Below are 26505 nucleotides of genomic sequence, written 5' to 3'. Positions count from 1 at the left end.
CGAGGAAGCGGTTGTGCACCAACGTGCGGCGAGGCTTGCGCGATGCTCACCGGAAGAACATTGTAAAGTGTGGGCGTGCAAAAACACCTGCCTGACAGCCTGCAAACCCTTCGCGATCCAGCCCCCATGCTGGAGCGTTTTCTGCACCAGTGGGGCGGCAAGGAGGACCTCTGGATTTTTGGCTACGCCTCGCTGATCTGGCGGCCCGAGTTCGACTTTGCCGAGCAGCGGCGCGCCAGGGTACACGGCTGGCACCGCGCGCTCAAAATGTGGAGCCGCATCAACCGTGGCACGCCCGAGTGCCCCGGACTGGTGTTTGCGCTGCTCTCTGGCGGCAGTTGTCACGGCGTGGTTTACCGCGTGCCGCGCCACCAAGTGCCAGAGGTCATCGCCAAACTCTGGCTGCGCGAGATGGTGACCGGCGTGTATGACCCGCGTTCACTGCACTGCACGACCGACAAGGGACCGGTGCAGGCACTGGCCTTCACGCTGTCGCGGCGCAGCCCCAACTTCACCGGCGAGCTCAGCGAGGCGCGTTACCGGCAAATATTTTCGGACGCCTACGGCCGTTACGGAACAACCCATGACTACGCGCATCAGACGCTGGAAAGCCTGCGCCATCACGGTATCTCCGACGCCACCCTGGCGCGCCTGCTCAAGTTGTCAAAAACGCAAACAGTGATTGCCAGCGATCAGCCAGAAGCCTAAAGTTGGCGAGTAACTCCCCATCAACCCGTCCGGAGACAAGCATGAAAAACCACCTGATCCTGATCGCTATCGCCACCCTGCTGAGCGCCTGTGCCAGCGCACCCAGTGGGCCGCGCGCAGGTGCCCAGCTTCAGTCCACCATCGGCAACAGCACCAGCGGCAGCGCCAGTTTTGTGCAAGCCGGCGGCAAGGTGCTGGTCAGCGGCGAAGTCCGCGGCCTCAAACCCAATGCAGAGCACGGCTTTCATGTGCATGAAAAAGGCGACTGCTCCAGCGGCGACGGGATGAGCACCGGCGGCCACTTCAACCCGGGCGGCGCGCCGCATGGCAACCATGGCCTGGGCATACACCACGCCGGCGATTTGCCCAGCCTGAAGGCCGACTCCAGCGGCGTGGCCCGCTTCAGCTTTGAGTCGTCCACCATCACCGTGGGCAGTGGTGCCAACGACATTGTGGGCAAGGGCCTGATTGTTCACCGCGACCCGGACGACTACAAAACCCAACCGACCGGCAATGCCGGCCCGCGCCTGGCTTGTGCGGTCATCTCAAGAAGCTGAGGCCGGTTAACGCGCGGCGAGCAATACTTCGGCGCGCTCCAGATCCTCCACGGTATCGATATCGGTGACGATGCCGATGTCGTCAAGCTCCAAAAATGCTATTGAATTCATAGCTTGATACGCCCGCAGCACAGGGGCTGCACCCTGATTTCCCTTTAGATTCAACAGACCTCCGCGGCAGGCGACGGAAAACCCGACCGGGTGGCCGCGCGTGCCCTGGTACATCGGGACCGCCGCCGCATGCTGCGCGAGCGCAGCGGCAACGGCACGCAGACTTTCACCGCAAACCAGCGGCAGGTCGGCCGGCAGGATCAGCCAGCCCGGCGCGTCAGCGGTGGCCCGCACGCCGGCTGCGATCGAGTCACCCATGCCGGGACGCGATGCATCGGCTTGCACCAGATGGTGCGGCAGGCCACTGGACCGCACGGCGGCAAGTACATGCTCAAGCACGGGTCGGCCCGCCAACAGCGCCGCCAGCTTGTGGACGCTGCCACCGGAAGCGGAAAAACGCTCGCCGCGACCGGCAGCCAGCACGATGACCACAGGCGCGGAAGAAGGGGGAAACGGTGGAGACATGGAGTTGGAGGACTATCTATACTTCAAGTATGTCAGAGCTCACCGCCCACATCGCCGACCTGCGCAAAAGTTACGAGCGCGCAGAACTCAACGAAGAGGCTTCGCAGGCCGACCCGCTGCTGCAGTTCGACCAGTGGCTCAAGGAGGCGATCGCTGGCGAAGTGCCCGAGCCCAATGCGATGACACTGGCCACAGTAGCCGGCAACGGGCGCCCGTCAACCCGCATCGTGCTGGTGAAGGGTTACGACGAACGCGGCATCGTCTGGTACACCAACTACGACAGCCGCAAGGGCCGCGAACTGGCTGCCAACTCCTTTGCCGCCCTGCAGTTTCACTGGGTCGAGCTCGAGCGTGTGGTGCGTATCGAGGGGGTGGTGGAGAAAGTCTCGGCGGAAGAAAGCGATGCCTATTTCCACAGCCGCCCGCTCGACTCACGCATAGGCGCCTGGGCCAGCCCGCAAAGCGAGGTCATCTCCGGCCGCAGCGTGCTGGTGACCAATGCTGCGAAATACGGCGCCAAATTTTTGCTGCAACCGCCGCGTCCGCCACACTGGGGCGGTTACCGCCTCAAGCCGGACAACTGGCAGTTCTGGCAAGGGCGCAGAAGCCGCCTGCACGACCGGCTGCGCTACACGCTGCAAGCCGATGCGGAATGGCTGCGCGAGCGGCTGGCACCCTGAACCTGTCTCAAGAGGCCCCGTCGGCCAGCCGCTCGATGGCCTGACCGGCCACGGCGTGTAGCTGCTCTTCAGAGATCAACTCCGGCGCCATCTCCGCCAGTGGCACCAGCACAAAAGCACGCTGACCCATGCGCGGGTGCGGCACGCTCAAGCGCGGTGAATCAATGTAAGCATCGCCATACAGCAAGAGGTCGAGGTCAAGAGTGCGCGGCGCGTCGGGGTAAGGCCGTTCGCGGCCTGACGCCAGTTCCAGCGCCTGCAACTGGTCCAGTAACTCCAGCGCCGGCAGGCGCGTGTGCAGCGCCACCACGGCATTGATGTAATCAGGTCCGTCCGCACTGCCGGCAGAACTGCGGGCGACGGGTGCCGTCCGGTACAGGCTGGAGCGGCGAGCCACGCGGCTCAAGGGCAGACGGCCCAGATCTTTCATCGCCTGCCTCACAGCAGACTGCGCATCTCCCACATTGGCACCAATGGCCACATAAGCCGTGACCTGCTGCGCGCCCTCAGTCATGGGTTCGCCCGCTGCCATGGCGCAGGCTAGTGATCGGCCGGTGTGTCAGGCGCCGGGCTGGCAGACAGCGCACCGCCTTCGCGGTTGGCCGGCTTGCGGCGGCGCCTGCGTTTTTTGGCCGGAGCCTGCTCGCCAGACTCCCCGAACTCGGGAAAAGGCGCTGCGGGCTGATTGCCGTCCTCATCACGTGCGGCCTCGGACTCCACACGTTTGACGCGGGTGCGCGGCGCCTGCGGCTTCTGCGCCTGAGCCACGCGGGCCTGCTCGATCATCTCGTGGCGCTCGTCGTCGTAGGCGGTGCTGAATTTTTCCCACCACTCGGACAGCTCCATCTCGATCTCGCCGGTCTGCGCACGCAGCCGCAGGAAGTCGAAACCGGCGCGAAAGCGCGGCTGGTCCAGCAATGAATAAGGCGAGCTGCCGGTGCGTTTTTCAAAGCGCGGCTGCATGGTCCAGATCTCGCGCATGTCGGTGCCCAGCTTGCCGCGACCCGACACGTCGCCGATCTTGGCGTTGAAGGCATCGTCGATGGCGTCCTGCAGCGCCGGCATGACATGTTCGCCGCGCTGGCGCCGCTGCTCCCAGCCCTGGCGTACATCGGCCCAGAGCACGCAGGACAGCAAAAAGCTGGGCGCCACCGGTTTGCCCTCGCCGACGCGGCGGTCGGTGTCCAGCAGCGCCAGTTGCAAAAACGGTTCTTCGGCGGTATCCACCACCACATCGAGCAGCGGGTAGATGCCGGTGTTGAGCCCGAGGAACTTGAGCTGCGCAATGCTGGCCAGCGAGTGGCCGGTCTGCAGCAGCTTGAGCATTTCGTCGAACAGGCGCGACTGCGGCACATCGGCCAGCAGGCCCTTCATGGACTTCAGCGGCGCAGCGGTCTTGTCCTCAAACTTGAAGCCCAGCGCGCTGAGCTTGGCCGAAAAACGCACGGCGCGGATGATACGCACCGGGTCTTCGCGGTAACGCGTTGCCGGGTCGCCGATCATGCGGATGATCTTTTTCTTGGCATCGCGGATGCCGTGGTGATAGTCGACCACGATCTGTGTTTCGGGATCGTAATACATGGCGTTGATGGTGAAGTCGCGGCGCGCGGCGTCTTCTTCCATCGGTCCCCAGACGTTGTCGCGCAGCACCCGGCCGGAGGCGTCCACCGCGTGTTTCATGCCGGCAAGCTCGCTTTTGCTGGTGCGCTCGTTGCCGCCGACCTGTTCGGCCAGGCTGCTGTCCAGGTGCGCGCGGAAGGTCGACACCTCGATCACCTCGTGCTCGCGGCCGCGGCCGTAAATCACATGGACGATACGGAAACGCCGGCCGATGATGAAGGCGCGGCGGAACAGGCTCTTGACCTGTTCGGGCGTGGCATCGGTGGCCACGTCGAAGTCCTTGGGGCGCAAGCCGACCAGAAGATCGCGCACCGCACCGCCGACGATGTAGGCCTCATAACCAGCGTCCTGAAGTGTGCGCACCACGTCCATGGCGCGGTCATCAACCAGCTTGGGATCAATCGCATGGTCCTGGGGGCCGACTTCGCGGCGTTCGCCAAAAACTGATTTTTTGCTCCGGGCGGCGCCTGCGGCGGGGCTGCCGGTCTTGCCAAACAGCTTGTCGATAAATTTTTTGATCATTGAATCAGGAGATTTTGCCGGAGGGGCCGTGCTGGCTGGGCCAGGGCGGCGTCACCGGCCGTTAGAACAACTCAAGTATGCGCCATCCGCGTGTCACGGCAATGGCGCGCAGGCGCTCGTCCGGGTTGGTGGCCACGGGATGAGTGACTTTTTCGAGCAGGGCCAGATCGTTGAGGGAATCGGTATAAAACGTGGTTTCGACCGTGTTCCAGTCCCAGCCCCGCTCGGCCAGCCACTGCTGGACGCGAATCACCTTGCCCTCGCGGAAGGACGGCGTGCCGCGGATGGCACCGGTCAGTTGGCCAGCGGCGTCACGTTCGAGTTCCACCGCAATCAGCTCGCTCACGCCAAACGCCGCAGCAATCGGGCGCGTCACAAATTCGTTGGTGGCGGTCACGATCAACACTTGCTCGCCGGCGTTCTGGTGCTTGTGTACCAGGGCCAGGGCCTGCGCCTTGATACCCTTTTGTACGATTTCACGCATGAAACGGGCGTGGGCAGCGATCGAATTTGTAGCCCCCTGCTCCCGGATCGCCTGCGTGGCAAAACGCACATAGTCATGGATGTCAAGCGTGCCGGCCTGGTACTGGGCAAAAAATTCGGCGTTGCGGCGCTTGAATTCCTGCCCGTCGCACCAGCCCAGTGCAATTGTGAACTCGCCCCATTCATAGTCAGAATCGAAGGGAATCAGCGTGTGGTCGAGGTCAAATAATGCGACCCCCACGCTTGTCGCTGCGCGTACTTCGCTGCCTCCCGAGGGGGCTGTGCTTGCTCGGGGCGGCCCTTCGCTGGGCACAGCGGTGCCAGTAATTGAAATCAAAGGTCCTCCAGCATGGACTTGATCAGGGGGATGGTGATGGCACGCTGGGTTTGCAGCGCATAACCGTCGAGCTGGTCCAGCAGTTGCATCAGGTTACCGAGGTCGCGCGAGAAGCGGCTCAGGATGAAATCCATGGCCTCGTCGCTGAGGAACACGCCTCTGGCATCGGCCTCCTGGCGCAGCACCGAGCGCCGGTCGGTTTCGGTGAGCGCCTGCAGGGCGAACACATGGCCCCAGCCCAGGCGCGTGCGCAGGTCCTCGCGCAGAGACAGGTCGGAAGGTGGCGTCGCGCCGGCCGCCAGCACCCAGCGCGGGTGGCCGTCGGGGGCGTTGAGGGCGTTGACAAACCAGTTGAAGGCGGCGTGCTGCTGCACGGCGGTGTACAGGTGACAGTCGTCGAGGATGACGGCCGCCCAGCTTTCGCTGAATTCCGGTGGCTCCAGGATCGTCGCGTCCATCCAGCCGACCGCCGCGCCCTGCTCCCGAAGCGCCTCGCTGACGGCCTTGAGCAAATGGGTCTTGCCGCTGCCGGGTTCGCCCCAGAGGTAGGTCGGCACCGGAGAGCGCAGACTGTTGCCGGCCCACAGTTCCAGGTGTTTGAGCGCCACCTCGTTCGGGCCGGCAAAAAAGTTGGCCAGCGAGGGTGGCGAGGCCAGCCCGATGTCCAGCGCGATCTGCTTCATGGATGCCATGCCCTGTCCGCCAATGCCAAAACCCGGCAGCAAGCGGCCGCAAGTTGGGAGGGGGGAGTAAATTGCATACAGCCGGTCTGGGGTGAACCCTTAGAATCTTGGCTTGATTCTATCGGGCTTGGTGCCCGTCCGAAGCCGTCTACCCACCAAGCTCCAATGACCACCTCCCCTTCCTCCCCCCTGAGCTACAAAGACGCCGGCGTTGACATTGACGCCGGTGACGCCCTGATTGAACGCATCAAGCCGCTGGCCAAAAAAACCATGCGTGAAGGTGTTCTGGCCGGCATTGGCGGCTTCGGTGCCTTGTTTGAAGTGCCCAAGCGATACAAGGAGCCGGTGCTGGTCAGCGGCACCGACGGCGTGGGCACCAAGCTGCGTCTGGCGTTTGAATGGAATATGCACGACACCGTGGGCATTGATCTGGTCGCCATGAGCGTCAACGACGTGCTGGTGCAGGGCGCCGAACCGCTGTTTTTCCTCGATTATTTTGCCTGCGGCAAGCTTGATGTGGACACTGCCGCTGCCGTGGTCGGCGGCATCGCCAGGGGCTGCGAACTTTCGGGCTGCGCGCTGATCGGCGGCGAAACTGCCGAAATGCCCGGCATGTACCCCGAGGGCGAATATGATCTGGCCGGTTTTGCCGTCGGCGCCGTGGAAAAGTCGAAAATTCTGACTGGCCGCGACGTGACGCCTGGCGACGTGGTGCTGGGCCTGACCAGCAGCGGTGTGCACTCCAACGGTTTCAGCCTGGTCCGTAAATGTATTGATCGCGCCGGCAGCAGCCTGCCCGCCACGCTGGACGGCAAACCCTTCCGGGAAGCCCTGATGGAACCGACCCGCCTGTATGTCAAGAACGTACTGGCAGCCCTGGCGGCGCACCCGATCAAGGCGCTGGCCCACATCACTGGCGGCGGCCTGCTGGAAAACATTCCGCGCGTGCTGCCTGAAGGCACGGCCGCCCACCTGAAGAAAGGCAGCTGGCCGCAGACCGAGCTGTTTGCCTGGCTGCAGGCCACCGCCGCCATCTCCGACTTCGAGATGAACCGCACCTTCAACAACGGCATCGGCATGGTGGTGGTGGTAGCTGCCACCGACGCCCAGGCCACGGCCAAAACCTTTCGTGAGGCCGGTGAACAGGTCTACGAGATTGGCATGATTGCCGCCAGGGGCACCGACGCCGCTGTCACGGTGAGTTAATCGGCGCCGCACGCGCGGCGCGGTGCGGTAGCCTTTTTGCTACAAAAACACTAGCTGCCTATGCAGGTTGCCATTGGGCGTACTGGACTTTCAAGGCTATTTGTATCAAACTGTTAAATTCATTTCCAATGGAACAGTTATGCCGGTCATCGCAGTCGTCAACCGCAAGGGAGGCAGTGGAAAAAGCACGCTGGCCGCCCACATCGCGGCCTGGTGCGCGCGCAACGGCAGTTCCGTCATGCTGGGCGATGTGGACCGCCAGCAATCGGCCCGTGCCTGGCTGAAACGGCGCGATGCTGCCCTGCCGCCCATTGCGCCGTGGGCGGTGGACCAGAAAAACATGTTGCGCGTGCCGACTGGCATCACCCATGTGGTGCTCGACACACCCGGTGGCATGCATGGTTTCGAGCTGGCGCGGGTGGTGATGTTTGCCGACGCCATCGTGATGCCGGTCTGCAACTCGATGTTTGACCGCGAGTCGGCCCAGGCCTGCCATGCCGAGCTGATGACCATGCCACGCGTGGCCAGCGGGCGCTGCCGGCTGGCGGTGGTCGGCATGCGCATCGATGCGCGCACCAACGCTGCGCAAACCCTGGACAAGTGGTCGGAGTCTCTGGGTGTGCCGTTTCTCGGTGCACTGCGTGAAACCCAGCTCTATGTGCGCAGCCTGGAACGCGGCCTGACGATTTTTGATTTGCAGCCGCAACTGGCTGCTACCGATCTGGCGCAATGGGCACCGATTCTGCAGTGGCTCAAGCCACAGCTCTACCCGCCGCAAGCCGCCAACGACGGCAGCGCTGTCTTGCAGGCCCCGGCGCGCACGCTGGCACCCAAGGCCGCAGTCTTGGCGAAATCCGTTTCCGAAGAGGTGGTCTCCAGGCACCGCGGGGCACTGTCCAACAGCCTGATGCCGGCCCAGGAGTCCATGGTGCAGGGCGGACGCCTGTCCACGCTGAGCGCAGGCCGCACACCAGCGACATCCGCGAAACCGGTCGTCAAACCCACGCTCGCTCGCACAACGCGGCCAGCAGATGGGCCGCAAATTCCTCAGTTTTTGAAAAGAGGATAGAGCCCCCACGTTCGCTCACTGCGTGTAGCTCTCTGCCCCCCCTGCGCCTGCGGACTGGCGAAGCCAGATCCGCGGCCCCTGCTGGAATGGAACCGAGCATCGAGCTCCAAACTTGCTGAGAAGCCGGCCGATCAGCTTTTCTGGCGTCGCAGGCGGACCAGGCGATCCGAAACCACATCCAGGTCCAACGCGTCTTCGGCGTGTTCCAGATAAATTTCCAGATCGGGCACGGCGCGGCCGGCCTCGCCCTGCTCGGCCAGGGCCATGCCGCGGTCGCGGTATTCAGACCAGGCCTCGGGCAACAGCACAATCAGCCGGTCTTGCACCGCCACCATCCTGACCCAGTCCTGCTGGGTTTTGTGGATTTCCTTGAGGTTGCGCAGCATGCGCCCGATGACGTCGCGCGCCGGCACCGACTGAAGGTACAAGCCGATCGGCACCTCGAACTCGTCCAGCAGCCCGCTACGCTGCCTGAAAGGCTCGAGGCGCTCGGCCAGTTCCTCCCGGCTCAGCGAATGGCCGCTAAAGGGGTCGATCACCACCTGACCCTTGGGCAGGTTGACCTTGACCATGAAGTGGCCGGGAAAAGCCACGCCGCGGGCGTTGAGGCCCATGCCACCAGCCAGTTCCAGCCAGAGCACCGCTAGCGAAATCGGGATGCCGCGACGAGTCCGGAGCACGGCATTCAGGTAGCTGTTGTCCGGGTCGTAGTAGTCATTGATGTTGCCGCCGAAATTCAGGTCGCGAAAGAAAAACTGGTTCAGCGCCCGCAAGCGCTGCAGCGGGGAAGCGTCGGCCGGCAGGCGGCGCTTCAGGCGAGCCAGCAACTGGTCCACATCGCCCAGCACCTGTTGCACGTCCAGGTCGGGATACTCGTCCTGGGCCAGGCTGATGGCAGCTTCCAGCAATGGAAAATGTTCGTCACTTTGGACCAGACTGGCAAAGTACTGCAGCGGCGACGGAACATCGAGATTCAGGGACATAACGCTACTTTCTCACAAACCGGGGCGCGAGGCGAGTGGCAGGTATTTACCCGTCGTCACCGTCACTTCAGCGGCGCATCAGTGTGCGGACTTTCAGGCCGGCAGCCCAAAGTGCTCCGAAATAGATAGCGGAAGATGCAAGCAAGACAAGGGCCAGCAGCCCAATCCGCTTGAAAGACTCGGCGCGCAGCCCGGTCCAGCTAACGGCCTGCGCCGACCACAGCAGAAACACCGCCAGCAGGGCACTGGCCGCCAGCACCTGCAATGCAAACACACCCCAGCCCGGCGCCGGACGGTAACTGCCGCGCTTGCGCAGGCCGAGCAGCAGCCACAAGGCATTGATCAGCGCGCCTATGCCGATGGCCAGCGCCAGCCCGGCGTGCTGGAAAAACGGCACCAGCGCCAGGTTCAGCAGTTGTGTCATGACCAGCACCACCACCGCGATCTTCACCGGCGTGCGGATGTCTTGGCTGGCGTAAAAGCCCGGCGCCAGCACCTTGATGGCCACCAGCCCGACCAGCCCGGCGCCGTAGCCCATCAGCGCCGTGGTGGTCTGCTGCACATCCCGGTCGGTGAACGCCCCATAGTGATAAAGCGTGGCGACCAGCGGCTGGGCAAAGGTCAGCAACGCCACCGCACTGGGCACCGCCAGCAACACCACGATGCGCAGGCCCCAATCCAGCATGGCGGAATACTTTTCGGCGTCGTCGGCCGCTTTGGCCGCAGCCAGTTGCGGCATCAGCACCACGCCGATCGCCACACCCAACATGGCGGTCGGGAATTCCATCAGTCGGTCCGCGTAGGTCAGCCAGCTGACGCTGCCCGGCGCCATGTGCGAGGCAATCTGGGTATTGATCAGCAGCGAGACCTGCGCGACGCTCACACCCAGCAGCGCCGGCACCATCAGGCGCGCGATGTTGCGGGTGCCGGAATCGGCCCAGGCCAGGCGGATGGCCGTCAGGCTCAGGCCTATCCTGGGTAGCAAGCCGATTCTCAAGAGGGCCGGGATCTGTACCGACAGTTGCAGCAGGCCCCCCAGCATCACGCCGGCGCCCATCGCGTAAATCGGCTCGATGCCCTGCGCCTTGAACCAGGGCGCCCCCAGCCAGGCGGCGGCAATCATGGACAGGTTCAGCAGCACCGGCGTGGCCGCCGGCACCGCAAAACGCTTCCAGGTGTTCAGTATCCCGGCCGACAGGGCCACCAGCGACATGAAGCCGATGTAGGGAAACATCCAGCGCGTCATGAACACAGCAGCCTCAAAGCCGCGCGGGTCCTGCTTCAACCCGCTGGCCATCAACCAGACCAGCACCGGCGCCGCCGCCACGCCGATCACGCAGGTCAGCAGCAGCGCCCAGGTCAGCAGGGTCGCGACACGGTCAATCAGCAGTTTGGTATCGGTTTCACCATTTTTTGCACGGCTGGCCGCCAGCACCGGCACAAACGCCTGGCTAAAGGCGCCCTCGGCAAATAGCCGGCGAAACAGGTTGGGAATTCGGAAAGCGACGTTGAAGGCGTCGGTCATGGCACTGGCGCCGAAGGTTGAGGCCATCAAGAGCTCGCGCACCAGGCCGGTGATCCGGGACACCAGGGTCAGCAGGGAAACGGTGGAGGCAGCTTTGAAAAGTGACACGTGGGGAGTTTAAGGCCCCAGAGCTAGGGCCCCCACGTTCGCGCATTGCATGTCGCTCTCTGCCCCTCGATGGGGCGCTGCGCCTGCGGGCTGGCAAAGCCAGACCCGCGGCCCCGGCTTGAAAATACCGCCCCTTCCCAGCAGGGCTCTCCTCCAAGGTCGCCGTCGTGGCTGAACTCCGCGGTATGCCGACCGGCTGGCATATAATGGTGGGCTTTGCTGCATCATCCGCTGAACTCCTCCCCGGATTAAAGGAATTAATTATGGCTACCGCCAAACCCAAGAAAAAGAACCCCCGCCTGGCCTCCGGCCGCAAACGCGTCCGCCAGGACACCAAACTGAATGCCGCCAACACTTCGCTGCGCTCGAAATATCGCACCGCCGTGAAAAACGTTGAAAAAGCTGTCGCCGCCGGCGACAAGACCAAAGCCACCGAACTCTTCGCCAAGGCGCAGAGCATTGTGGACACGATTGCCGACAAGGGCATCTTCCACAAAAACAAGGCTGCTCGCGACAAGAGCCGCCTGTCCACCAAGGTAAAGGCACTCGCCCTCGCCGCACCAAAAGCGGCCTGATCACTCAGGTCCATCGCCCGGACTGATTCGATCAGTCCGCCGTTTCGCAGGGTGCGCTGCCAGCAAAGCAAAAAAGCCGTCGCAAGACGGCTTTTTTGTTTCCGGCTCCAGCTCGCCCTTCAGGGCTTCGGTGGATCAGGAAGCAAACACGCTTCGGCAACTTGCAGATCGTTGTCCTTGGCAAAGTTGATCGCAAAGTCCCAGGCCATGGGTTCGGCCTCGCGCAACTCGCTGTTGACCACAACACATTTGACGCCGTTGATCACCGTCGGCACACACCAGGGCGAATAGGTCAGGTGGCTGCCCGGTTGCGGTCCGCCCGGGCGGAACTGGCTCATCACACCGCACAGCCTGTCCGCCCAGTCGCTGGGACGAAAGGTCTTGCCGTCGCGGGTGACGCCCTGGATAAAGACTTCTTTGGCGGAGTTGGAGACCATCGGGTTGAAGGTGTGTCGCCTGCCAGAGGCGGGGATATCGCCTTATGCTGCAGTGCACAATGATTCTATCTTATATAAGACTTGGCCCCGGCCTTTAAAAGCGCCATGCCGGCGCATCGCTGTGATGCAGCATCGTCACAAAAGGCCGCAAGGCCTGCGCCTAAAATCAGTTCAGACCTGCCGCATCGCCCACAGCCTGCTGTTCTGCCACATCCCCGGAGTTTTCCCCATGACCGCTGCCCTGCCCGCCCACATCGAAGCCACCTCACCCCACGTGATGAACACCTACGGCCGCCTGCCGATAGCGCTGTCGCACGGCCAGGGCTGCCGCGTCTGGGATGTCAACGGCAAGCAATACCTGGATGGTCTGGGCGGTATCGCCGTCAACACCCTGGGCCACAACCACCCGCGCCTGGTGCCTGCGCTGCAGGACCAGATTTCGAAAATCATCCACAGCTCCAACTACTACCATGTGCCCGGCCAGGAAGTGCTCGCCGCCAAGCTGGTCGAGCTGTCGGGCCTGACCAACGTGTTTTTCTGCTCCACCGGCCTGGAAGCCAATGAAGCGGCGCTCAAACTCGCGCGCAAGTTCGGCCATGACAAGGGCATCAACCGCCCGGAAATCGTGGTCTATGAAAAAGCCTTCCACGGTCGCAGCATCGCGACCCTGAGCGCCACCGGCAACACCAAGGTGCAGGCCGGCTTCGGCCCGCTGGTCGAGGGTTTTATCCGCGTGCCGCTCAACGATGTCGCCGCACTGGAAGCCGCCACCGCGGGCAACCCCAATGTGGTCGCGGTGTTTTTTGAAGCCATCCAGGGCGAAGGCGGCATCAACCCCATGGATGCCGGCTACATGCAGCAGGTGCGCAAGCTCTGCGACAAAAACGACTGGCTGCTGATGATTGACGAAGTGCAATGCGGCATGGGCCGCACCGGCAAGTGGTTTGCGCACCAGTGGGCCGGCATCCAGCCCGACGTGATGCCGCTGGCCAAGGGCCTGGGTTCGGGCGTGCCGATCGGCGCCGTCGTGGCCGGCCCGCGCGCCGCCCATATTTTTGGCCCCGGCAACCACGGCACCACCTTCGGCGGCAACCCGCTGGCCATGCGCGCCGGCATCGAAACGCTGAAGATCATGGAAGAAGACGGCCTGCTGGCCAATGCTGCCAAAGTCGGTGCCCACCTGAAAGCGGCGCTAAGCCGCGAGCTGGCTGCTGAACTGAAGTCCGGCCGTGTGAAAGAAATCCGCGGCTTCGGCCTGATGCTGGGCATCGACCTCGCCGTACCCTGCGGCGAAATCCTGCAACGCGCTGCCGACAAGGGTCTGCTGCTCAGCGTGACCGCCGATTCCGTGATCCGCCTGGTCCCGCCGCTGATCCTCAGCGAAGCCGAGGCCGACGAAATCGTGGCCATCCTGTGCCCGCTGATCAAGCAGTTGCTGGCAGAAAAACCATGAGTACCGCCAGCACAGACATCCGGCATTACCTGCAGTTCAGCGACTTCAACGCCGCCGAGTACGCCTACATCTTTGAGCGCGCCGCGCTGATCAAGAAAAAATTCAAGGCCTACGAAAAACACCAGCCGCTGGTGGACCGCACGCTGGCCATGATTTTCGAAAAAGCCTCGACCCGCACCCGCGTGAGTTTTGAAGCCGGCATGTACCAGCTGGGCGGCAGCGTTGTGCACCTCACCACCGGCGACAGCCAGCTCGGCCGCGCCGAGCCGATCGAGGACAGTGCCAAGGTGATCAGCCGCATGGTTGACCTGGTGATGATCCGCACCTACGAACAAACCAAAATCGAGCTGTTTGCCGAACACTCGCGCGTGCCGGTGATCAACGGCCTGACCAACGAGTTCCATCCCTGCCAGATCCTGGCAGACATCTTCACCTACATTGAGCACCGCGGCTCGATCAGGGGCAAGACGGTGGCCTGGGTCGGAGACGGCAACAACATGGCCAACACCTGGCTGCAGGCCAGCGAGATCCTGGGCTTCAAGGTGCATCTGAGCACGCCAAGTGGTTATGAGGTGGACCAGTCGGTGGCCGGTATCCGCTCCGCCGACAGCTACAAGGTGTTCAGGGACCCGATGCAAGCGTGCGCCGGTGCCGACCTGGTCACCACCGACGTGTGGACCAGCATGGGTTACGAAGCCGAGAACGAGGCGCGCAAAAAAGCCTTTGCCGACTGGTGTGTGGACAGCGAGATGATGAAGGCCGCCAAACCTGATGCACTCTTCATGCACTGCCTGCCAGCGCACCGCGGGGAAGAAGTCGAAGCCGAGGTCATCGATGGGCCGCAGTCGGTGGTCTGGGACGAGGCAGAAAACAGATTACACGCGCAGAAGGCACTCATGGAGTTCCTTCTGCTCGGCAAGCTGGTTTGACCGCTCTGATCAAGCATCACGCTCCGTCCCCGGCCCGCGTCGGACAGCAGGTCTGACTCCCCACTCCCTCCCCTAGCCCCTCCCTCGCCCCGCTGGGCGATGAAGGGGGACCTCATTTGGCCGCGTGCGCTGCGCTCGCGTGCAAACATGACCGCCGCTTGGGATTCCCGTCATTGAAGCGCTGCGCGCTTCAAGGACTCCGGATATGTCCCCGCATTGATTTACCCCCACCCGTCGGGCTGGGCCGAGGAGCACAGCCGAAAATGGATCAGGGCGAGCGATTGTCTGAGGCGAAGCCGAGTTCGAGCTCGACCCCATTTTCGGCGAGCACCGCAGGTTGCCTGGAGCGAAGCGGAAGGACCCAGACCATCGGGTCGCCTTTCTTTTCGTTAGGTTTCTTTGGCGAGACAAAGAAAAGTAACTCGCCCGCCGGGGTGAGACCCGGCTTGCTGACAAGCCAAGCTGCACGAGTTATCCACCATGGATCCCGGATCGAGTCCGGGATGACAGACAGGAAGACTTGTTATCCCCGGCTCTGCCCGCGGGCCTGACACCGCAGCGCGCGGGGCGTTAGCCGCGCCCCACAAATGGCATTTTCGTGGCCATGATCGTCATGAACTGCACGTTGGTCGCCAGCGGAAGTGCGGCCATGTGTACCACGGCATCGGCGACATGCTCCACATCCATCAGCGGCTCAATGGCAATTTCGCCATTCGCCTGCGGCACCCCCTTGGCCATGCGCGCGGCCAATTCGGTCTGGGCGTTGCCAATGTCGATCTGGCCGCAGGCGATGTCGTACTTGCGGCAATCGAGCGAGATCGATTTGGTCAGGCCGGTGATCGCGTGTTTGGTCGCCGTGTAGGGCGCCGAATGCGGGCGCGGCGCGTGTGCCGAGATCGAGCCATTGTTGATGATGCGGCCACCTTGGGGCGACTGGGCTTTCATGAGACGGATCGCCTGTTGCGCGCACAGGAAGGAGCCGGTCAGGTTGATGTTGACCACGTTTTGCCATTGCTCGAAGGTCAACTCCTCCATGGGCACCGGCGGCGCGCCGACACCGGCGTTGTTGAAGAGCAGGTCCAGCCGGCCAAAGGTCTGCTGCGCCAGATCAAAGGCCGCGCGCACGGCATCCGGCTGGCTCACATCGCAAGGGACGGCCAGGGCGCGGTCACCGGCGCCGGAGGCCTTCACGACCTCGTTCAGCGGTTCGGAACGGCGCCCCACCAGCGCCACGCTGTAGTCCGCGCGCAGCAGCGCGAGCGCCACCGCCTTGCCGATGCCCGTGCCTGCACCGGTCACCAATGCCACTTTTCCCTTGCCGCCTGATGTCATGATGTTCCTCTTGATGGTTGCGAATCGTAAAAGCGCCTGTCTCCGCGCCAGCCACAGACTGTACCGCCCGTCCCCCGTTTCCCGCTGGCAGCGATGTATTTCAGGCGCCTGTTGGAAATAACCGACACCACAGGGTTTTTGATGGTGCTACCTTCAAAAACATGACAACTTCCAAGCCCCGGATCTGGGACATTTCGCCACCGGTGGACGAACACGCCGCCGTGTTTCCGGGCGACGCTGCCTATTCGCAAAAGCTGCATTTTGCGCTGTCGCCCGACTGCCCGGTCAACGTCAACACCCTCACCTTCTCCCCGCACACCGGCGCGCATGCCGATGCGCCCATGCACTACGCCAACGGCGCGCCGGCGATCGGTGCCGTGGACCTGCTGCCCTACCTCGGCCACTGCCGTGTCATCGATTGCCGGGACTGCGGCCCGCTGGTCGAGCCGCAACACATCGCCCATGCGCTACAGGACCTGCCACCGCGCGTGCTGCTGCGCACATCCGCCGCCGCCAGCCAGGCTTGGGCATCATTTACGGCCATAGCCCCTGCCACACTTGAATTTTTAGCTACTAAAAACATAGCATTGATCGGCATCGACACGCCCAGTGTGGACCCTTCCACCAGCCAGGACCTGCCGAGTCACCAGCTGCTGCTGAAGCACGATCTGCGTGTGCTGGAAAATCTGGTGCTCGACGACGTTCCCGCTGGCGACTATGAACTGATTGCCCTGCCTCTGAAGCTGATAAAGGCCGATGCCTCACCGGTCCGAGCCATCCTGAGAGAGTTATGAGCCCCAGCCTAAACCACTGCCGCGCGCTCGACACGAGCGATCCGCTGCGCGCCTTGCGCGATCACTTTGTGCTGCCCGACGGTGTGATTTACCTCGACGGCAACTCGCTGGGCGTGTTGCCAAAAACAGCAGCCGCCCGCGTTGCCGACGTCATCACCCGGGAATGGGGGCAGGACCTGATCCGCTCGTGGAACAGCGCTGGCTGGTTTCATTTGCCGCAACGCCTGGGCGACAAGATCGCGCCGCTGGTCGGTGCCGCGCCGGGCGAGGTGGTGGTCACCGACAGCACCTCGGTCAACCTCTACAAAGTGCTCAGCGCAGCGCTGGCGATCGCCGCAGAAGATGCGCCCGGCAAAAAAACCGTCGTCAGCGAACGCAGCAACTTCCCGACCGACCTCTACATCGCCGAAGGCCTGTGCCGTGAACGCGGCTACACGCTGCTGCTGGTTGAACCGGACGGCATCCTGCCCGCATTGATTGGCGATGCCGCCGTGCTGATGCTGACCCACGTCAACTACCGCACTGGCGCCCAACACGACATGGCGCCACTGACGGCCGCAGCCCATGCAGCAGGCTGCCTGGCAGTCTGGGACCTCGCGCACAGCGCCGGCGCCGTGCCTGTGGACCTGAACCGCGCCCAAGCCGACTTTGCCGTCGGCTGCGGCTACAAATACCTCAATGGCGGCCCGGGCGCGCCGGCTTTTGTCTGGGTGAACACGCGCCACGCTGAGCGCTTCCAGCAGCCGCTGTCCGGCTGGTGGGGCCATGCCGCCCCCTTTGAGTTCACGCCGGGCTACCGGCCCGCGTCCGGCATCACGCGTTACCTCTGCGGCACCCAGCCCATCCTGAGCCTGGCGGCGCTGGAATGCGGGCTGGAGGTGTTTGGCGCCGCCGAGGCACTGGGCGGCATGGCGGCGCTGCGGACCAAGTCGCTGGCACTGACCGACCTGTTCATTGAACTGGTGGAAGAACGCTGCGCGGGCCATGGACTTGGATTGGTCACGCCACGCGATCACGCCCAACGCGGCTCGCAGGTTTGCCTGAGCAGGAACGAAGGCGCGTATGCCATCGTTCAGGCGCTGATCAAACGCGGTGTGATTGGCGACTTCCGTGCCGGTGACCCTTCGACAGGCTCAGGACAGGCTCCTTCGACAGGCTCAGGGCGAACGGGGAGTCCGGACATTCTGCGCTTCGGCTTCACGCCGCTGTACATCGGCTTCGAGGATGTCTGGCATGCGGTCGAGCATTTGAAGCAAGTGCTGGAAACTGGTGAATGGCAGCGCCCTGAATTCAAGCAGAAACACGCGGTGACCTGATCATGCCCACCCCCGAAAAAATCGTCGCCGACGAAAAAGCCCAACTCGACTTCAGCCGCGACATGAGTTACGGCGACTACCTGCAGCTGGACGCGATTCTCGGCGCGCAAAAGCCGCTGTCGCCCGCGCACGACGAGCTGCTGTTCATTGTGCAGCACCAGACCAGCGAACTCTGGATGAAGCTGATGCTGCACGAGCTGCGCGCGGCGATTGCGAACGTCGCTGGTGACGAGCTCGGCGACGCCTTCAAGAAGCTGGCGCGTGTCAGCCGCATCATGGAGCAACTGGTGCACGCCTGGGACGTGCTGGCGACCATGACACCGCCCGAGTACAGCGCGATCCGGCCGTATCTGTGCAACTCCAGCGGTTTCCAAAGCGCGCAATACCGCTGCATCGAGTTTGCGCTCGGCAACAAAAACGCCGCAATGCTCAAGCCCCATGCCCACCGGCCCGACCTGCTGGCCCAGGTGCAAGCCGCGTATGAAGCACCGTCGCTGTATGACGAAGCGCTGCGCCTGCTGGCCCGCCGCGGCCTGGCCGTCCCGGGCAGCCACACCCAGCGCGACTGGACCCAGGCTTATGTCGAAAGCGATGCGGTCGAGCAAGCCTGGCTGGTGGTTTACCGTGACCCCAAACAGTACTTTGACCTGTACCAGCTCGGTGAGGAACTGACCGACCTCGAGGACGCCTTCCGCCTCTGGCGCTTCCGGCATGTGACGACGGTAGAGCGCGTGATCGGCTTCAAACGCGGCACCGGCGGCACCGGTGGGGTGAGTTATCTGCGCAAGATGCTGGATGTGGTGCTGTTCCCGGAGATCTGGAAACTACGCACGGATTTGTAGGGGAATCGGCCACTAGCCCGTGGGGGATAAGCGTAAGCAGCTACTCAATTGATAGCGTTTTTTGCATCACGCTGCGGCTTTAATACGCCCTGGACAGTGAGCGCAACTCCCCACTCCCACCCCTAGCCCCTCCCTCGCCCCGCTGGGCGATGGAGGGGGACTTCATTTGGCCGCGTGTGCTGCGACCGCGTGCAAACATGACGGTCCCATGGGTTTGACGGGACGCGCTGCGCGCGTCCCGTCTCCCCGAATTTTTAATCGATCCCGCTCTCCATAACCCGTCGGGCTGGGCCGGGGAGCGCAGCCGAAAACGGACCAGGGCGAGCGATTGTCTGAGGCGCTAGCCGAGTTCGAGCTCGACCCCGTTTTCGGCGAGCATCGCAGGTTGCCCGTAGCGAAGCGAAGGGACCCAGACCATCGGGTCGCCTTTCTTTTGGGTACTTTTCTTTGGCGACGCAAAGAAAAGTACCTCGCCCGCCGGGGCGAGACCCGGCTTGTAGGCACGCCACGAACAGCAGAAACAAAGACTGCTCTGAGTTCATGAGAAAAATCCTCAACAGCCCTTACCCCACACGCACAAGCAGCTATCAACTAAGTAGCAAATCAAGGCCCGCCATACAACCAAGGCAAGTCCAGCAAGCGCTCACCCAGCAGCTTCATCGAAGCGTCCCTGCCCCACCGCACCGGACCACTCGCATGAAAGATTTGTCCATTGCGGATGGCACGCGCCTGCACGCGTGCATTGCGTTCCCAGCGATTCAGCGCATAACGGTTGAGCATGGTCGGCACGTCCAGCGCCGGGTCGAGCGCCCGCGCCAGTACACGGCCCAGTTCTGCAGCGTCTTCTATCGCCATGCCTGCCCCCTGGGCCAGGTAGGGTCGCATGGGGTGGGCCGCATCGCCTAACAGCGCCACGCGGCCCAACGCGTGCTGGTACGCACCTTGCATGGGAGCGCGGTCACACAGCGCCCATAGCCGCCAGTAGTCGATGGCCTGCACCAGATTCTGCAAAGGTGAACAGGTGCCAGCCAGGGCCGCACGCAGGCCCGCAGCGTCGGTGTCATGGTCCCAGCCGTCAAGTGCGTCGCCCCTCTTGCCCTGCACAATGCCCACCACATTGAGCCAGTCACCCCCACGCACCGGGTACTGCACCACATGCACTTGCGGGCCCAGCCAGACGGTGATCTGACTGGAGCGAAGCACCTCCGGTAAGTCAGCCTGCCGCACCAGCGCCCGATAGGCCGAGTGGCCAGTGCTGCGCGGCGGGCCATCGCCCAGCAACCATTGCCGCACCGGACTCCACAAGCCGTCGGCACCGACCAGCACGTCGCATTCAAGAGGCGCACCGTCCGCGCTTTGCACCGTCACGGCATCCGCGGTTTGGGTGAACTGACTGAGTGTGTGCTGGAGTTTGAGTGAGACATCTGCCTGCTGCACCGCATGGAGTAGCAGACCATGCAAATCAGCGCGGTGTACCGTTGCATAGGGAGCGCCATACCGCTGCACCATCGCACCTCCCAGCGGAAGGCGCGCCAACGATTCACCGGACAGCGCGCTGCGCACCTCCAGCCGCTGCGGAAAAGCGGCCACGCTGGCCAGCGCGTCTGCCATACCCCACCCATGCAACACCTTGACCACATTGGGGCCCAGCTGGATGCCTGCGCCAACCTCACTGAATGCTGCGGCGCGCTCGTACAGTCGTACCTGCCAGCCGGCACGGACCACCGCTAGCGCCGCCGCCAACCCACCGATACCCCCACCAGCAATCAAAACCTGCTTCATCGCTGGATGGACCGCAGGTCTACAGCGCCGTCATGCGTGAAGTGAACGATCTGAATGCGCTGTTGCTGCCAGGCCAACAACGTGCGGGTATCCAGCCCAAACAGGGCCGCGTGCTGATCCGGTGGCAGTGCGAGTGGGAGCTCGCGCACATTCCGTGCGAGTGCTCTTTTACGCCAGACTTGAACGCTCACCAGCAGCCAGACCATGGCCAACACAACAAGTTCTGCAAAGGGGCGCAGCCGCTTCCACACAAAGGCCATGTCAGGCAGCGTTGTGGTGTTCAGTTCAAACCGGGGATACCGAAAGTAGTCAATCGCCACGGCGATCGGCTCGCGCAGAAAGTAGGCCAACGTCGCCCATGCCAGTAACGTGAGGACGACATCTCGTACCGGTATCCATCCAGGTGAGTTGTGGTGGCTTTTGATCAGGGGCGGCCAGGCGACGGGCTTGAGCTGGACCTTCATCGAAAACCCCGGTCCGGACTGATCCACGTACCACGCGCATGGCGCGGCCTGAACAGTGCCCGGGGAACGCCGACGACAGCAGCGGCAGTCTGCAGCATCCAGAATACAAGCGGGTACCAGATTACCCAGAAAATGGATCTGAACATGTGTTCCTCAAAACGCCTGTCAAGGTGGACGCTAACCGCACTTTGCAAGAGGTAAGTGAGCGCCAGCAAGGTTCCCCACCACTGTGGCAGCACGCTAAACCCCAATGGCCCGCCCGTCACATCGGGAAACAGCCGCGAGACCCCCCACAAGCCAAAACCAATCACCATGGAATAGGCCCAGAAAATGCTGACCATGTAGTTGATCCAGATCGGCAGCAACCGCCCACGACGCAAACGCAGCATGGCACGAGTGGCCAGCAAGATGGACTGCACGCCCCCTTCAGCCCAGCGCAGGCGCTGACGCCAAAGGCCACGGAATGTTTCGGGGGTCAATATCCAGCATAGCGCCTTGGACTCAAAGGTCACACGCCAGCCCGCCAGTTCAATGCGCCATGTCACGTCCACGTCTTCGGTCAGCGCGGCAGGCGACCACCAGCCAGCATCCTGCAGTGCGCGTTTTCTGAATGCGCAAATCACTCCAGAAATGGTGAACAACGTGCCATACGTGCTCTGCGCGCGCTTGATCAGCCCCACCACTGAAGAAAACTCCCCGACCTGCAATTTTCCCAAAAGCGTGCCGCGATTTCGGATACGCGGGTTACCCGTGATCGCGCCCAGCGTCTGGTTCATCTGAAAGCGGCGGACAAACCAGGTCACAGCATGCGGGTGAAGCAGAGCATCCCCGTCAGTGGCCACCAGAATTTCACCGCGCGCCGACAGTGCGCCGATGTTCATTGCAGTTGATTTTCCCTGGTTGCTGGCCAGATGCACAACTCGCAATTGTGGAATCTGCTGCACAAGTGCGTCAAGCATGTCTGCCGTGTGGTCGGTGGAGCCGTCGTTGATGGCGATGATCTCGTACGACGGGTAGGCAATGGCGGCCAGCGCGGAAAACGTCTCTGCAATCTGATCCTGCTCGTTAAAGCACGGAACCAGAATGGACACCAAGGGGTAGTCAATCAATGGCGGTGGTGCCTCGGGCAAGGGTTCGCGTCGGTCGCGCGTATAGCGCAGCAGCAAGCCACCTGCCATCCAGTACCACGCCATGACAAAGGGGTAGCCAAAACAGAAGGCGGCGAGTGCCGCCGACGCACCTTGCCAAGTTGTCAGGGCGACCACAATATTCCCCTCAAAACTTGACAGGAAAGGTTGCAGAGGAAATGCCGGGGGCAGCGCGCTTCGCATTCGGAAGGTCAGCAACCGGGTCGTCGGGGCACCAGCCCAACACACTGCGGCCCGCGCGTTGCAGGGCGAGCGCCGAAGCGGTCAATACATTGGCATCGATAGTGCCGGGGCCCGAAAGCCACACGCCGCTGCGGCGCATGCGCCCAACCGCATCAGGCGCCATGGCCGCATAGGACCTGGCATGCGACACCACAGGGCTTGCAGGCAGGTCAGCTCTTGCCCACGTGATGTCGGCCAGCGGATTGGGCTCGGGCGGCAGACTGTTGGCATCAGTGGCGGCAGAAGCGTCGCCCGAGTTGATGGCAAGCTGCAGCCACGGCCGCGCACGCTGTACCGCCCTGAAAGACTGCATCGCGAGCGCATCGTTGGCCGTCAGCCGGTTGGGGTCGAGTGTGTCCCTGGCAGCGCGCGCATTCCAGGCCTGTCCGACATGCAGCGGCAGGAGCGCAGGGGCCATAACCAGCGCATCGTCCACGAACAACCCGCTCAGGGGCACATAAGCGCCCAGGTCTTCAAACAAACGTAGTACGCGCTCTGCGCTGCCTAGCGTGGCCAGAGCGCGCGTCGAAGGCAGCCTGACCTGCACCTCGACGCCAGCGCGCGTTTGCAACTGCCACACCATGCGCGACAGTACATCGGCCTGCAGCGGCAGTTCTCGATTCGGAAACCAGGCCTGCGCCAAACCTCCGTCGGTGCCGATCGTCGCCGCATTGATGACCACGCCGGTCACCCCAAGTGTCCGATAACGTTCAATGGCGCGACCGAGGCGTTCGTCCGTTGTGGCTGCGTCGCCCGTCCACAGTAATGCCGGATCCAGACACACCCAGCGCTGTGCCGAGGGAAAACTGATGTTGTTGCTGACCATGGCAGCCAGAGTGTCCAGCGAGGGGTCGGCGCTGGGCGAATGGCGCGCCACCGTCATGGGCATGCGCGCTGTGGACGGTCCCGCATCCAGCGTCAGGGCCCAGGAAAAGCCAACATCGCGAGCGACCTCCACCGCCATGCTTGAATACCGACCAAACGGCCAGGCGATGGCGCGTGGCGCCTGCCCGAGTTCACGCACCATTTGCTGCCTGGAAAGCATAAGATCGGCACGCAGCCTGGCGCGCTGCGCAGTCTCTGCCTCATAGCCGGTGTCATCTGCATAAATTCGGGTCGTGGCAGCGGGCATGAGACTGCCCTGGGGATTTCCACGCACGTTGTGGTGAATGTCGTAGCCCTGCGAGGCAAACTCAATCAGACCAGAAGACTGCATCTCGCGCGCCTGGGTCCACGAAATAAAACGATTGCGCGGCACCTTCTGGTCACCATGGCGGACCTGTCCACCCATGTCACCCTCCAGCCAAGACCCGGCCAGCGCGGCGACCACCGGAACCCGGTAGGCCAACGCCAGAGGAAAGACCCGGCTGTACAGGCTGGCGTAACCGTCGTCAAAAGTCAGCAAGACAGCGCGCGGCGGCAACGGACGGCCGCCACGCCTGGCCACCTCTATGTCGCTCAGCGAAACGGCTGTAAATCCGTTACCGCGCAGCCATTCGAAAAAAGCCACCAGCCTGTCGGAGTTGATTGCATCGTCGGCCATCGCATGCGGGGTGTCGGCCGCATCATGCAGCGCTATCGCGGTGAAATGCAGCCCATCGGCGGCGGGCGTCTGGGCGCGGGCCGTTGGTAAAAGCCATGGCAAGACGCACAGGGCCAGTAGCAAAAAGCGCTTTAGGGGGAGCAGAAAAGCCGTCGTCATCAAAATCGCCTCGTCGCACCTGCAAACCAACTGATTTTTCGTTCGGCCTTGCCGTCATACACGCGCCTGTCGGTTTCAATGCCCCAGCGCAGTTGAAGGCTTGGGTCGAGGTCATAAACCTGCTCATAAGCGACCAGTCCCATGCTGCCGGTTGCAAAACCGGCCTGCGCATAACGCCCCACCGAAGCACGGACACGTTGCACCCAGCTGCGGTCGTAGCGGCGGTAAATCATGTGCTCGGCTTCCAGTGTTAGCGTCAGCGCCTGGTCATTGACCGGATTGAAATAGGGTGCTGCCGTCCGGCTGTTTTGCGACGCAAAGTATTCAGGGCGTGCAGTGAGCTTGAAATGCGGTGCGTCAAACACCCGCTGGGAAAACGCAAGCCGTTGGGCAGTCCGGCGATTGCCATCGCTGAAGTGCAGTGTCCGTGCACTCAGCAGCAGCGAGCGCGATTCATGCCAGCGGTACTGAACACCGGCCCCGGCCGCGTCGGCGGAAATGCCATAAAACAGCGCCCGCAGTGGTGTGTCTCGCGCAAAGCGTTCTGCGTCAACATAAACAGACCATTGATCAGAGAGCTGCCAGGCGGCGTCGACGCTCGCCCCTGTGCCGCGAAGAGCGCCCGAGTTTGTCCAGCCCATGAGTTCGACGTCAAGATCAGGCCCCTGGTACACAGCACCTGCGCCCAGGCGGTCGCGCACGATCCGACCTTCTGCTGGTTTGGACGTGCTGCGCTCAAGCGCCACCTGGGCGCGCCAAAGTTCCCTCAACGGACCTGAGCGCAGGCGGGACCCCGCCGTCAGGCCCCCACCCGGTGAAGACGAAGCGTCGCCCAGTTCGCGACTACCTGCGACGTCTACGCGCCACTCTGCCTTGTCGTTGAGCGCAATGTCGCGGGCGAGCCGCTGCACGGCGCTGTCACCTGGCGACTGTGCAAGCAGGTCGGCGCTGATACGGCGCGCCGCAGACGCATCGCGCCTTCGCAGTGCCGAGTCTGCCAGGCCCACACGAACGCCCCGGTCTTCGGGCGCCAGGCTCGCCGCCAGCTTAATCTCGGTTTCAGCCCGGCGCTGCCAGCCCCGAGATGCCGCCACACCGGCCAGGGCCGACCTTAAATAGCCCAGCGCAGGGGCAGCGCCAGCCAAGGGTGACAAACGCGCCCAAGCCTGGCCAGGCACATCGCCATAATTTCGAGCCTGCCCCGCAAGAATTTGAGACGATAGCCAATCGTTGTTTTCCTCAACACGGCCAGTGCCTGGATTGACGCGCCAGGCACTGCCCTGCGCAGCCAGCGTATCCACCGTGGCAAATGCGGCCTCAAAATCTTCGTCTTCCACCTCCGCATAAAAGCGGCCAATATAGGCCTCCCGATTGACCGGGCTGCGCGGCTGGCCCGCAATCAACTGCGTGTAAATGCGCCGCGCCTCGGCAGGCCTGCGCAGCGCCAGTAACGAGTCAGCCTGTGCCTGCCGCACATAGGCGGGCAGCGCTATGTTGTCGGCTGCCAGGGCGTCAACTGCCACCAGTGCGTCAGCCCAGCGCTCACGCTGGCGCAGCGCAAGGACATGGTCACGGCGCAAGGTCGCCAGCACCTCACTCGCGCTAGCACCCGCCCCTAGCGCCTCCTCAATCAAGGCTTCCAGTTGGGTCAACGCCCGGTCGGTGGCGGCAAAGCGGGCACTGCCGGGTGGCGGCGTGACGGTGGCGGACCAGCGCAGCATCAAGGCAGCCTGCTGCGCGCGAACGGACAGCGATATGGAACCAGGGTCTGCGCTGTAGCCCGCTGCACCGAACGGTGCGCCCAAGTCACGCAGAACAGCAGCCATGGCGGCCTGCGCATCGTGCTGCCCAGGCTCCAAGCGCAACACCTCGCTATAGGCGCGCAGGGCAGTGAAAGGGTCGTTGGTCTGCCGCGCTATGTAACCGAGCGCCAACCAGCCCCGCAACGAAGCCGGCTGGCTGGTCATCAGCAGGGGGCCCAGCACAGCCCTGGCTTCGGCACCCCGCCGCTGGTCGGCGAGGATGAGGGCCAGCAACACCGTGGCGTCCGCGCTGCCTTGCTGGCGTGCCAGCAAGGCACGGGCAGTTTGCTCTGCCGCTTCGAACTGCTTCAGGTCGCGCTGGGCCTGCGCCACCGCGAAAAGCACGTAGTCGGGGACGGAAGATTGGGCGAGGGAACCAGCCGGGAGTCCGATGGCTGCAAAAGTATGCAACGCCTCCTGCGGCAGCCCTGACCACTGCTGCACTGTGGCGAGGTCATAGGCCACGCGGGGATCGGCAGTGCCAGTGGCCAGTGCGCGAAGGGCCTCTATCGCCTCGGCGAATCGCCCCTGACGGGCAATTTGCACCGCTTGTTCGCGTCGGCCATCCAGGGCGGAATTCGTACCCACTGCGCTCTGCGCAAATACCAAAGGTGCCACGAGAAACAGACTGAACGAGGCAGCTTTTACAA

The 26505-nt window shown here is 63.2% G+C and carries 25 protein-coding genes; 11 read left to right on the top strand and 14 right to left on the bottom strand.

Going from position 1 to position 26505, the window contains the following annotated elements; translation table 11 throughout:
• Nucleotides 1–75: 75 nt before the first annotated feature.
• A complete protein-coding gene (locus IEX16_RS01810; protein ID WP_373288258.1) occupies nt 76–708 on the top strand; it encodes a gamma-glutamylcyclotransferase in 633 nt (210 codons plus the stop codon).
• 41 nt (nt 709–749) lie between these two features.
• Nucleotides 750–1265, top strand: coding sequence for a superoxide dismutase family protein (locus tag IEX16_RS01805; protein ID WP_188705987.1), 516 nt, complete (start codon nt 750–752; stop codon nt 1263–1265).
• 6 nt (nt 1266–1271) lie between these two features.
• Here IEX16_RS01805 and IEX16_RS01800 read toward each other — a convergent pair whose 3' ends face one another.
• Nucleotides 1272–1841 (bottom strand): nucleotidyltransferase family protein, encoded by a 570-nt coding sequence (locus tag IEX16_RS01800; RefSeq protein ID WP_188705986.1) that lies wholly within the window; start codon nt 1839–1841, stop codon nt 1272–1274.
• Nucleotides 1842–1870: 29 nt separating this feature from the next.
• Here IEX16_RS01800 and pdxH point away from each other — a divergent pair, with 29 nt between their 5' ends.
• Nucleotides 1871–2521 carry a pyridoxamine 5'-phosphate oxidase gene (gene pdxH / locus IEX16_RS01795; protein ID WP_188705984.1) on the top strand — a complete coding sequence of 217 codons (651 nt, stop codon included), beginning with the start codon at nt 1871–1873 and terminating at the stop codon, nt 2519–2521.
• Between the two features lie 7 nt (nt 2522–2528).
• Here pdxH and folK read toward each other — a convergent pair whose 3' ends face one another.
• The 4 genes from folK to hda all read right to left on the bottom strand — a co-directional run bounded on the left by folK (nt 2529) and on the right by hda (nt 6166).
• Nucleotides 2529–3035: a 2-amino-4-hydroxy-6-hydroxymethyldihydropteridine diphosphokinase gene (gene folK / locus IEX16_RS01790; protein ID WP_188705982.1), complete on the bottom strand. Its 507-nt coding sequence runs from the start codon at nt 3033–3035 to the stop codon at nt 2529–2531.
• A 26-nt stretch (nt 3036–3061) separates the two neighbouring features.
• A complete protein-coding gene (pcnB, locus tag IEX16_RS01785; protein ID WP_188705979.1) occupies nt 3062–4663 on the bottom strand; it encodes a polynucleotide adenylyltransferase PcnB in 1602 nt (533 codons plus the stop codon).
• A gap of 61 nt (nt 4664–4724) precedes the next feature.
• Complete coding sequence (locus IEX16_RS01780; RefSeq protein WP_188705977.1) at nt 4725–5387, bottom strand: HAD family hydrolase; 663 nt, start codon at nt 5385–5387, stop codon at nt 4725–4727.
• Nucleotides 5388–5479: 92 nt separating this feature from the next.
• On the bottom strand, nt 5480–6166 hold the full coding sequence (hda, locus tag IEX16_RS01775; protein ID WP_188706267.1) for a DnaA regulatory inactivator Hda: 687 nt from the start codon (nt 6164–6166) through the stop codon (nt 5480–5482).
• Between the two features lie 165 nt (nt 6167–6331).
• Here hda and purM point away from each other — a divergent pair, with 165 nt between their 5' ends.
• Together purM and IEX16_RS01765 are read left to right on the top strand one after the other, a co-directional pair.
• The gene (gene purM, locus IEX16_RS01770; RefSeq protein WP_188705975.1) at nt 6332–7372 is read left to right on the top strand and encodes a phosphoribosylformylglycinamidine cyclo-ligase; all 1041 of its coding nucleotides are present in this window, start codon (nt 6332–6334) and stop codon (nt 7370–7372) included.
• 139 nt (nt 7373–7511) lie between these two features.
• Nucleotides 7512–8441 (top strand): division plane positioning ATPase MipZ, encoded by a 930-nt coding sequence (locus IEX16_RS01765; RefSeq protein ID WP_188705973.1) that lies wholly within the window; start codon nt 7512–7514, stop codon nt 8439–8441.
• 131 nt (nt 8442–8572) lie between these two features.
• On the opposite strand, the gene IEX16_RS01760 is transcribed toward IEX16_RS01765, so the two are convergent.
• Together IEX16_RS01760 and murJ are read right to left on the bottom strand one after the other, a co-directional pair.
• Entirely contained in the window at nt 8573–9424 is an 852-nt protein-coding gene (locus IEX16_RS01760) for a SirB1 family protein (RefSeq protein WP_188705971.1), read from the bottom strand.
• Between the two features lie 67 nt (nt 9425–9491).
• The gene (murJ, locus tag IEX16_RS01755) at nt 9492–11057 is read right to left on the bottom strand and encodes a murein biosynthesis integral membrane protein MurJ (protein ID WP_188705969.1); all 1566 of its coding nucleotides are present in this window, start codon (nt 11055–11057) and stop codon (nt 9492–9494) included.
• Nucleotides 11058–11320: 263 nt separating this feature from the next.
• Between murJ and rpsT the strand changes: the two genes are divergently transcribed.
• Nucleotides 11321–11632 carry a 30S ribosomal protein S20 gene (rpsT, locus tag IEX16_RS01750; protein WP_188706265.1) on the top strand — a complete coding sequence of 104 codons (312 nt, stop codon included), beginning with the start codon at nt 11321–11323 and terminating at the stop codon, nt 11630–11632.
• A 119-nt stretch (nt 11633–11751) separates the two neighbouring features.
• On the opposite strand, the gene IEX16_RS01745 is transcribed toward rpsT, so the two are convergent.
• Nucleotides 11752–12069 carry a DUF3579 domain-containing protein gene (locus IEX16_RS01745; protein ID WP_188705967.1) on the bottom strand — a complete coding sequence of 106 codons (318 nt, stop codon included), beginning with the start codon at nt 12067–12069 and terminating at the stop codon, nt 11752–11754.
• A gap of 229 nt (nt 12070–12298) precedes the next feature.
• On the opposite strand from IEX16_RS01745, the gene IEX16_RS01740 reads away from it, so the two are divergent.
• Nucleotides 12299–13522: an aspartate aminotransferase family protein gene (locus IEX16_RS01740; protein WP_188705965.1), complete on the top strand. Its 1224-nt coding sequence runs from the start codon at nt 12299–12301 to the stop codon at nt 13520–13522.
• Nucleotides 13519–14451 (top strand): ornithine carbamoyltransferase, encoded by a 933-nt coding sequence (gene argF, locus IEX16_RS01735; RefSeq protein WP_188705962.1) that lies wholly within the window; start codon nt 13519–13521, stop codon nt 14449–14451. Before IEX16_RS01740 ends, argF begins: the two co-directional genes overlap by 4 nt.
• A 570-nt stretch (nt 14452–15021) precedes the next feature.
• Here the strand turns inward: argF and IEX16_RS01730 are convergent.
• Nucleotides 15022–15783 carry an SDR family oxidoreductase gene (locus tag IEX16_RS01730; RefSeq protein WP_188705960.1) on the bottom strand — a complete coding sequence of 254 codons (762 nt, stop codon included), beginning with the start codon at nt 15781–15783 and terminating at the stop codon, nt 15022–15024.
• Nucleotides 15784–15944: 161 nt separating this feature from the next.
• Between IEX16_RS01730 and kynB the strand changes: the two genes are divergently transcribed.
• The 3 genes from kynB to kynA are packed head-to-tail and all read left to right on the top strand — an operon-like array spanning nt 15945 to nt 18735.
• On the top strand, nt 15945–16577 hold the full coding sequence (gene kynB, locus IEX16_RS01725; RefSeq protein ID WP_188705958.1) for an arylformamidase: 633 nt from the start codon (nt 15945–15947) through the stop codon (nt 16575–16577).
• Nucleotides 16574–17893, top strand: coding sequence for a kynureninase (gene kynU / locus IEX16_RS01720; protein WP_188705955.1), 1320 nt, complete (start codon nt 16574–16576; stop codon nt 17891–17893). The genes kynB and kynU overlap by 4 nt, the downstream gene beginning before the upstream one ends.
• A gap of 2 nt (nt 17894–17895) precedes the next feature.
• Entirely contained in the window at nt 17896–18735 is an 840-nt protein-coding gene (gene kynA / locus IEX16_RS01715) for a tryptophan 2,3-dioxygenase (protein WP_188705953.1), read from the top strand.
• A 603-nt stretch (nt 18736–19338) separates the two neighbouring features.
• On the opposite strand, the gene IEX16_RS01710 is transcribed toward kynA, so the two are convergent.
• The 5 genes from IEX16_RS01710 to pgaA are packed head-to-tail and all read right to left on the bottom strand — an operon-like array spanning nt 19339 to nt 26473.
• Nucleotides 19339–20517, bottom strand: coding sequence for an FAD-dependent monooxygenase (locus IEX16_RS01710; protein WP_188705952.1), 1179 nt, complete (start codon nt 20515–20517; stop codon nt 19339–19341).
• Nucleotides 20514–20981 carry a PgaD family protein gene (locus IEX16_RS01705; RefSeq protein WP_188705950.1) on the bottom strand — a complete coding sequence of 156 codons (468 nt, stop codon included), beginning with the start codon at nt 20979–20981 and terminating at the stop codon, nt 20514–20516. Before IEX16_RS01705 ends, IEX16_RS01710 begins: the two co-directional genes overlap by 4 nt.
• On the bottom strand, nt 20978–22246 hold the full coding sequence (gene pgaC, locus IEX16_RS01700) for a poly-beta-1,6-N-acetyl-D-glucosamine synthase (RefSeq protein ID WP_229676109.1): 1269 nt from the start codon (nt 22244–22246) through the stop codon (nt 20978–20980). Before pgaC ends, IEX16_RS01705 begins: the two co-directional genes overlap by 4 nt.
• Nucleotides 22247–22256: 10 nt before the next feature.
• Nucleotides 22257–24053, bottom strand: coding sequence for a poly-beta-1,6-N-acetyl-D-glucosamine N-deacetylase PgaB (gene pgaB, locus IEX16_RS01695; protein ID WP_188705947.1), 1797 nt, complete (start codon nt 24051–24053; stop codon nt 22257–22259).
• Nucleotides 24053–26473: a poly-beta-1,6 N-acetyl-D-glucosamine export porin PgaA gene (gene pgaA / locus IEX16_RS01690; protein ID WP_268236578.1), complete on the bottom strand. Its 2421-nt coding sequence runs from the start codon at nt 26471–26473 to the stop codon at nt 24053–24055. Before pgaA ends, pgaB begins: the two co-directional genes overlap by 1 nt.
• Nucleotides 26474–26505: the final 32 nt, after the last annotated feature.

The sequence above is a fragment of the Polaromonas eurypsychrophila genome (assembly GCF_014641715.1).
GTDB lineage: Bacteria > Pseudomonadota > Gammaproteobacteria > Burkholderiales > Burkholderiaceae_C > Polaromonas > Polaromonas eurypsychrophila.
Note: the sequence above shows the minus strand (reverse complement) of the source record. Positions and strands in the feature narration are given on the sequence as shown.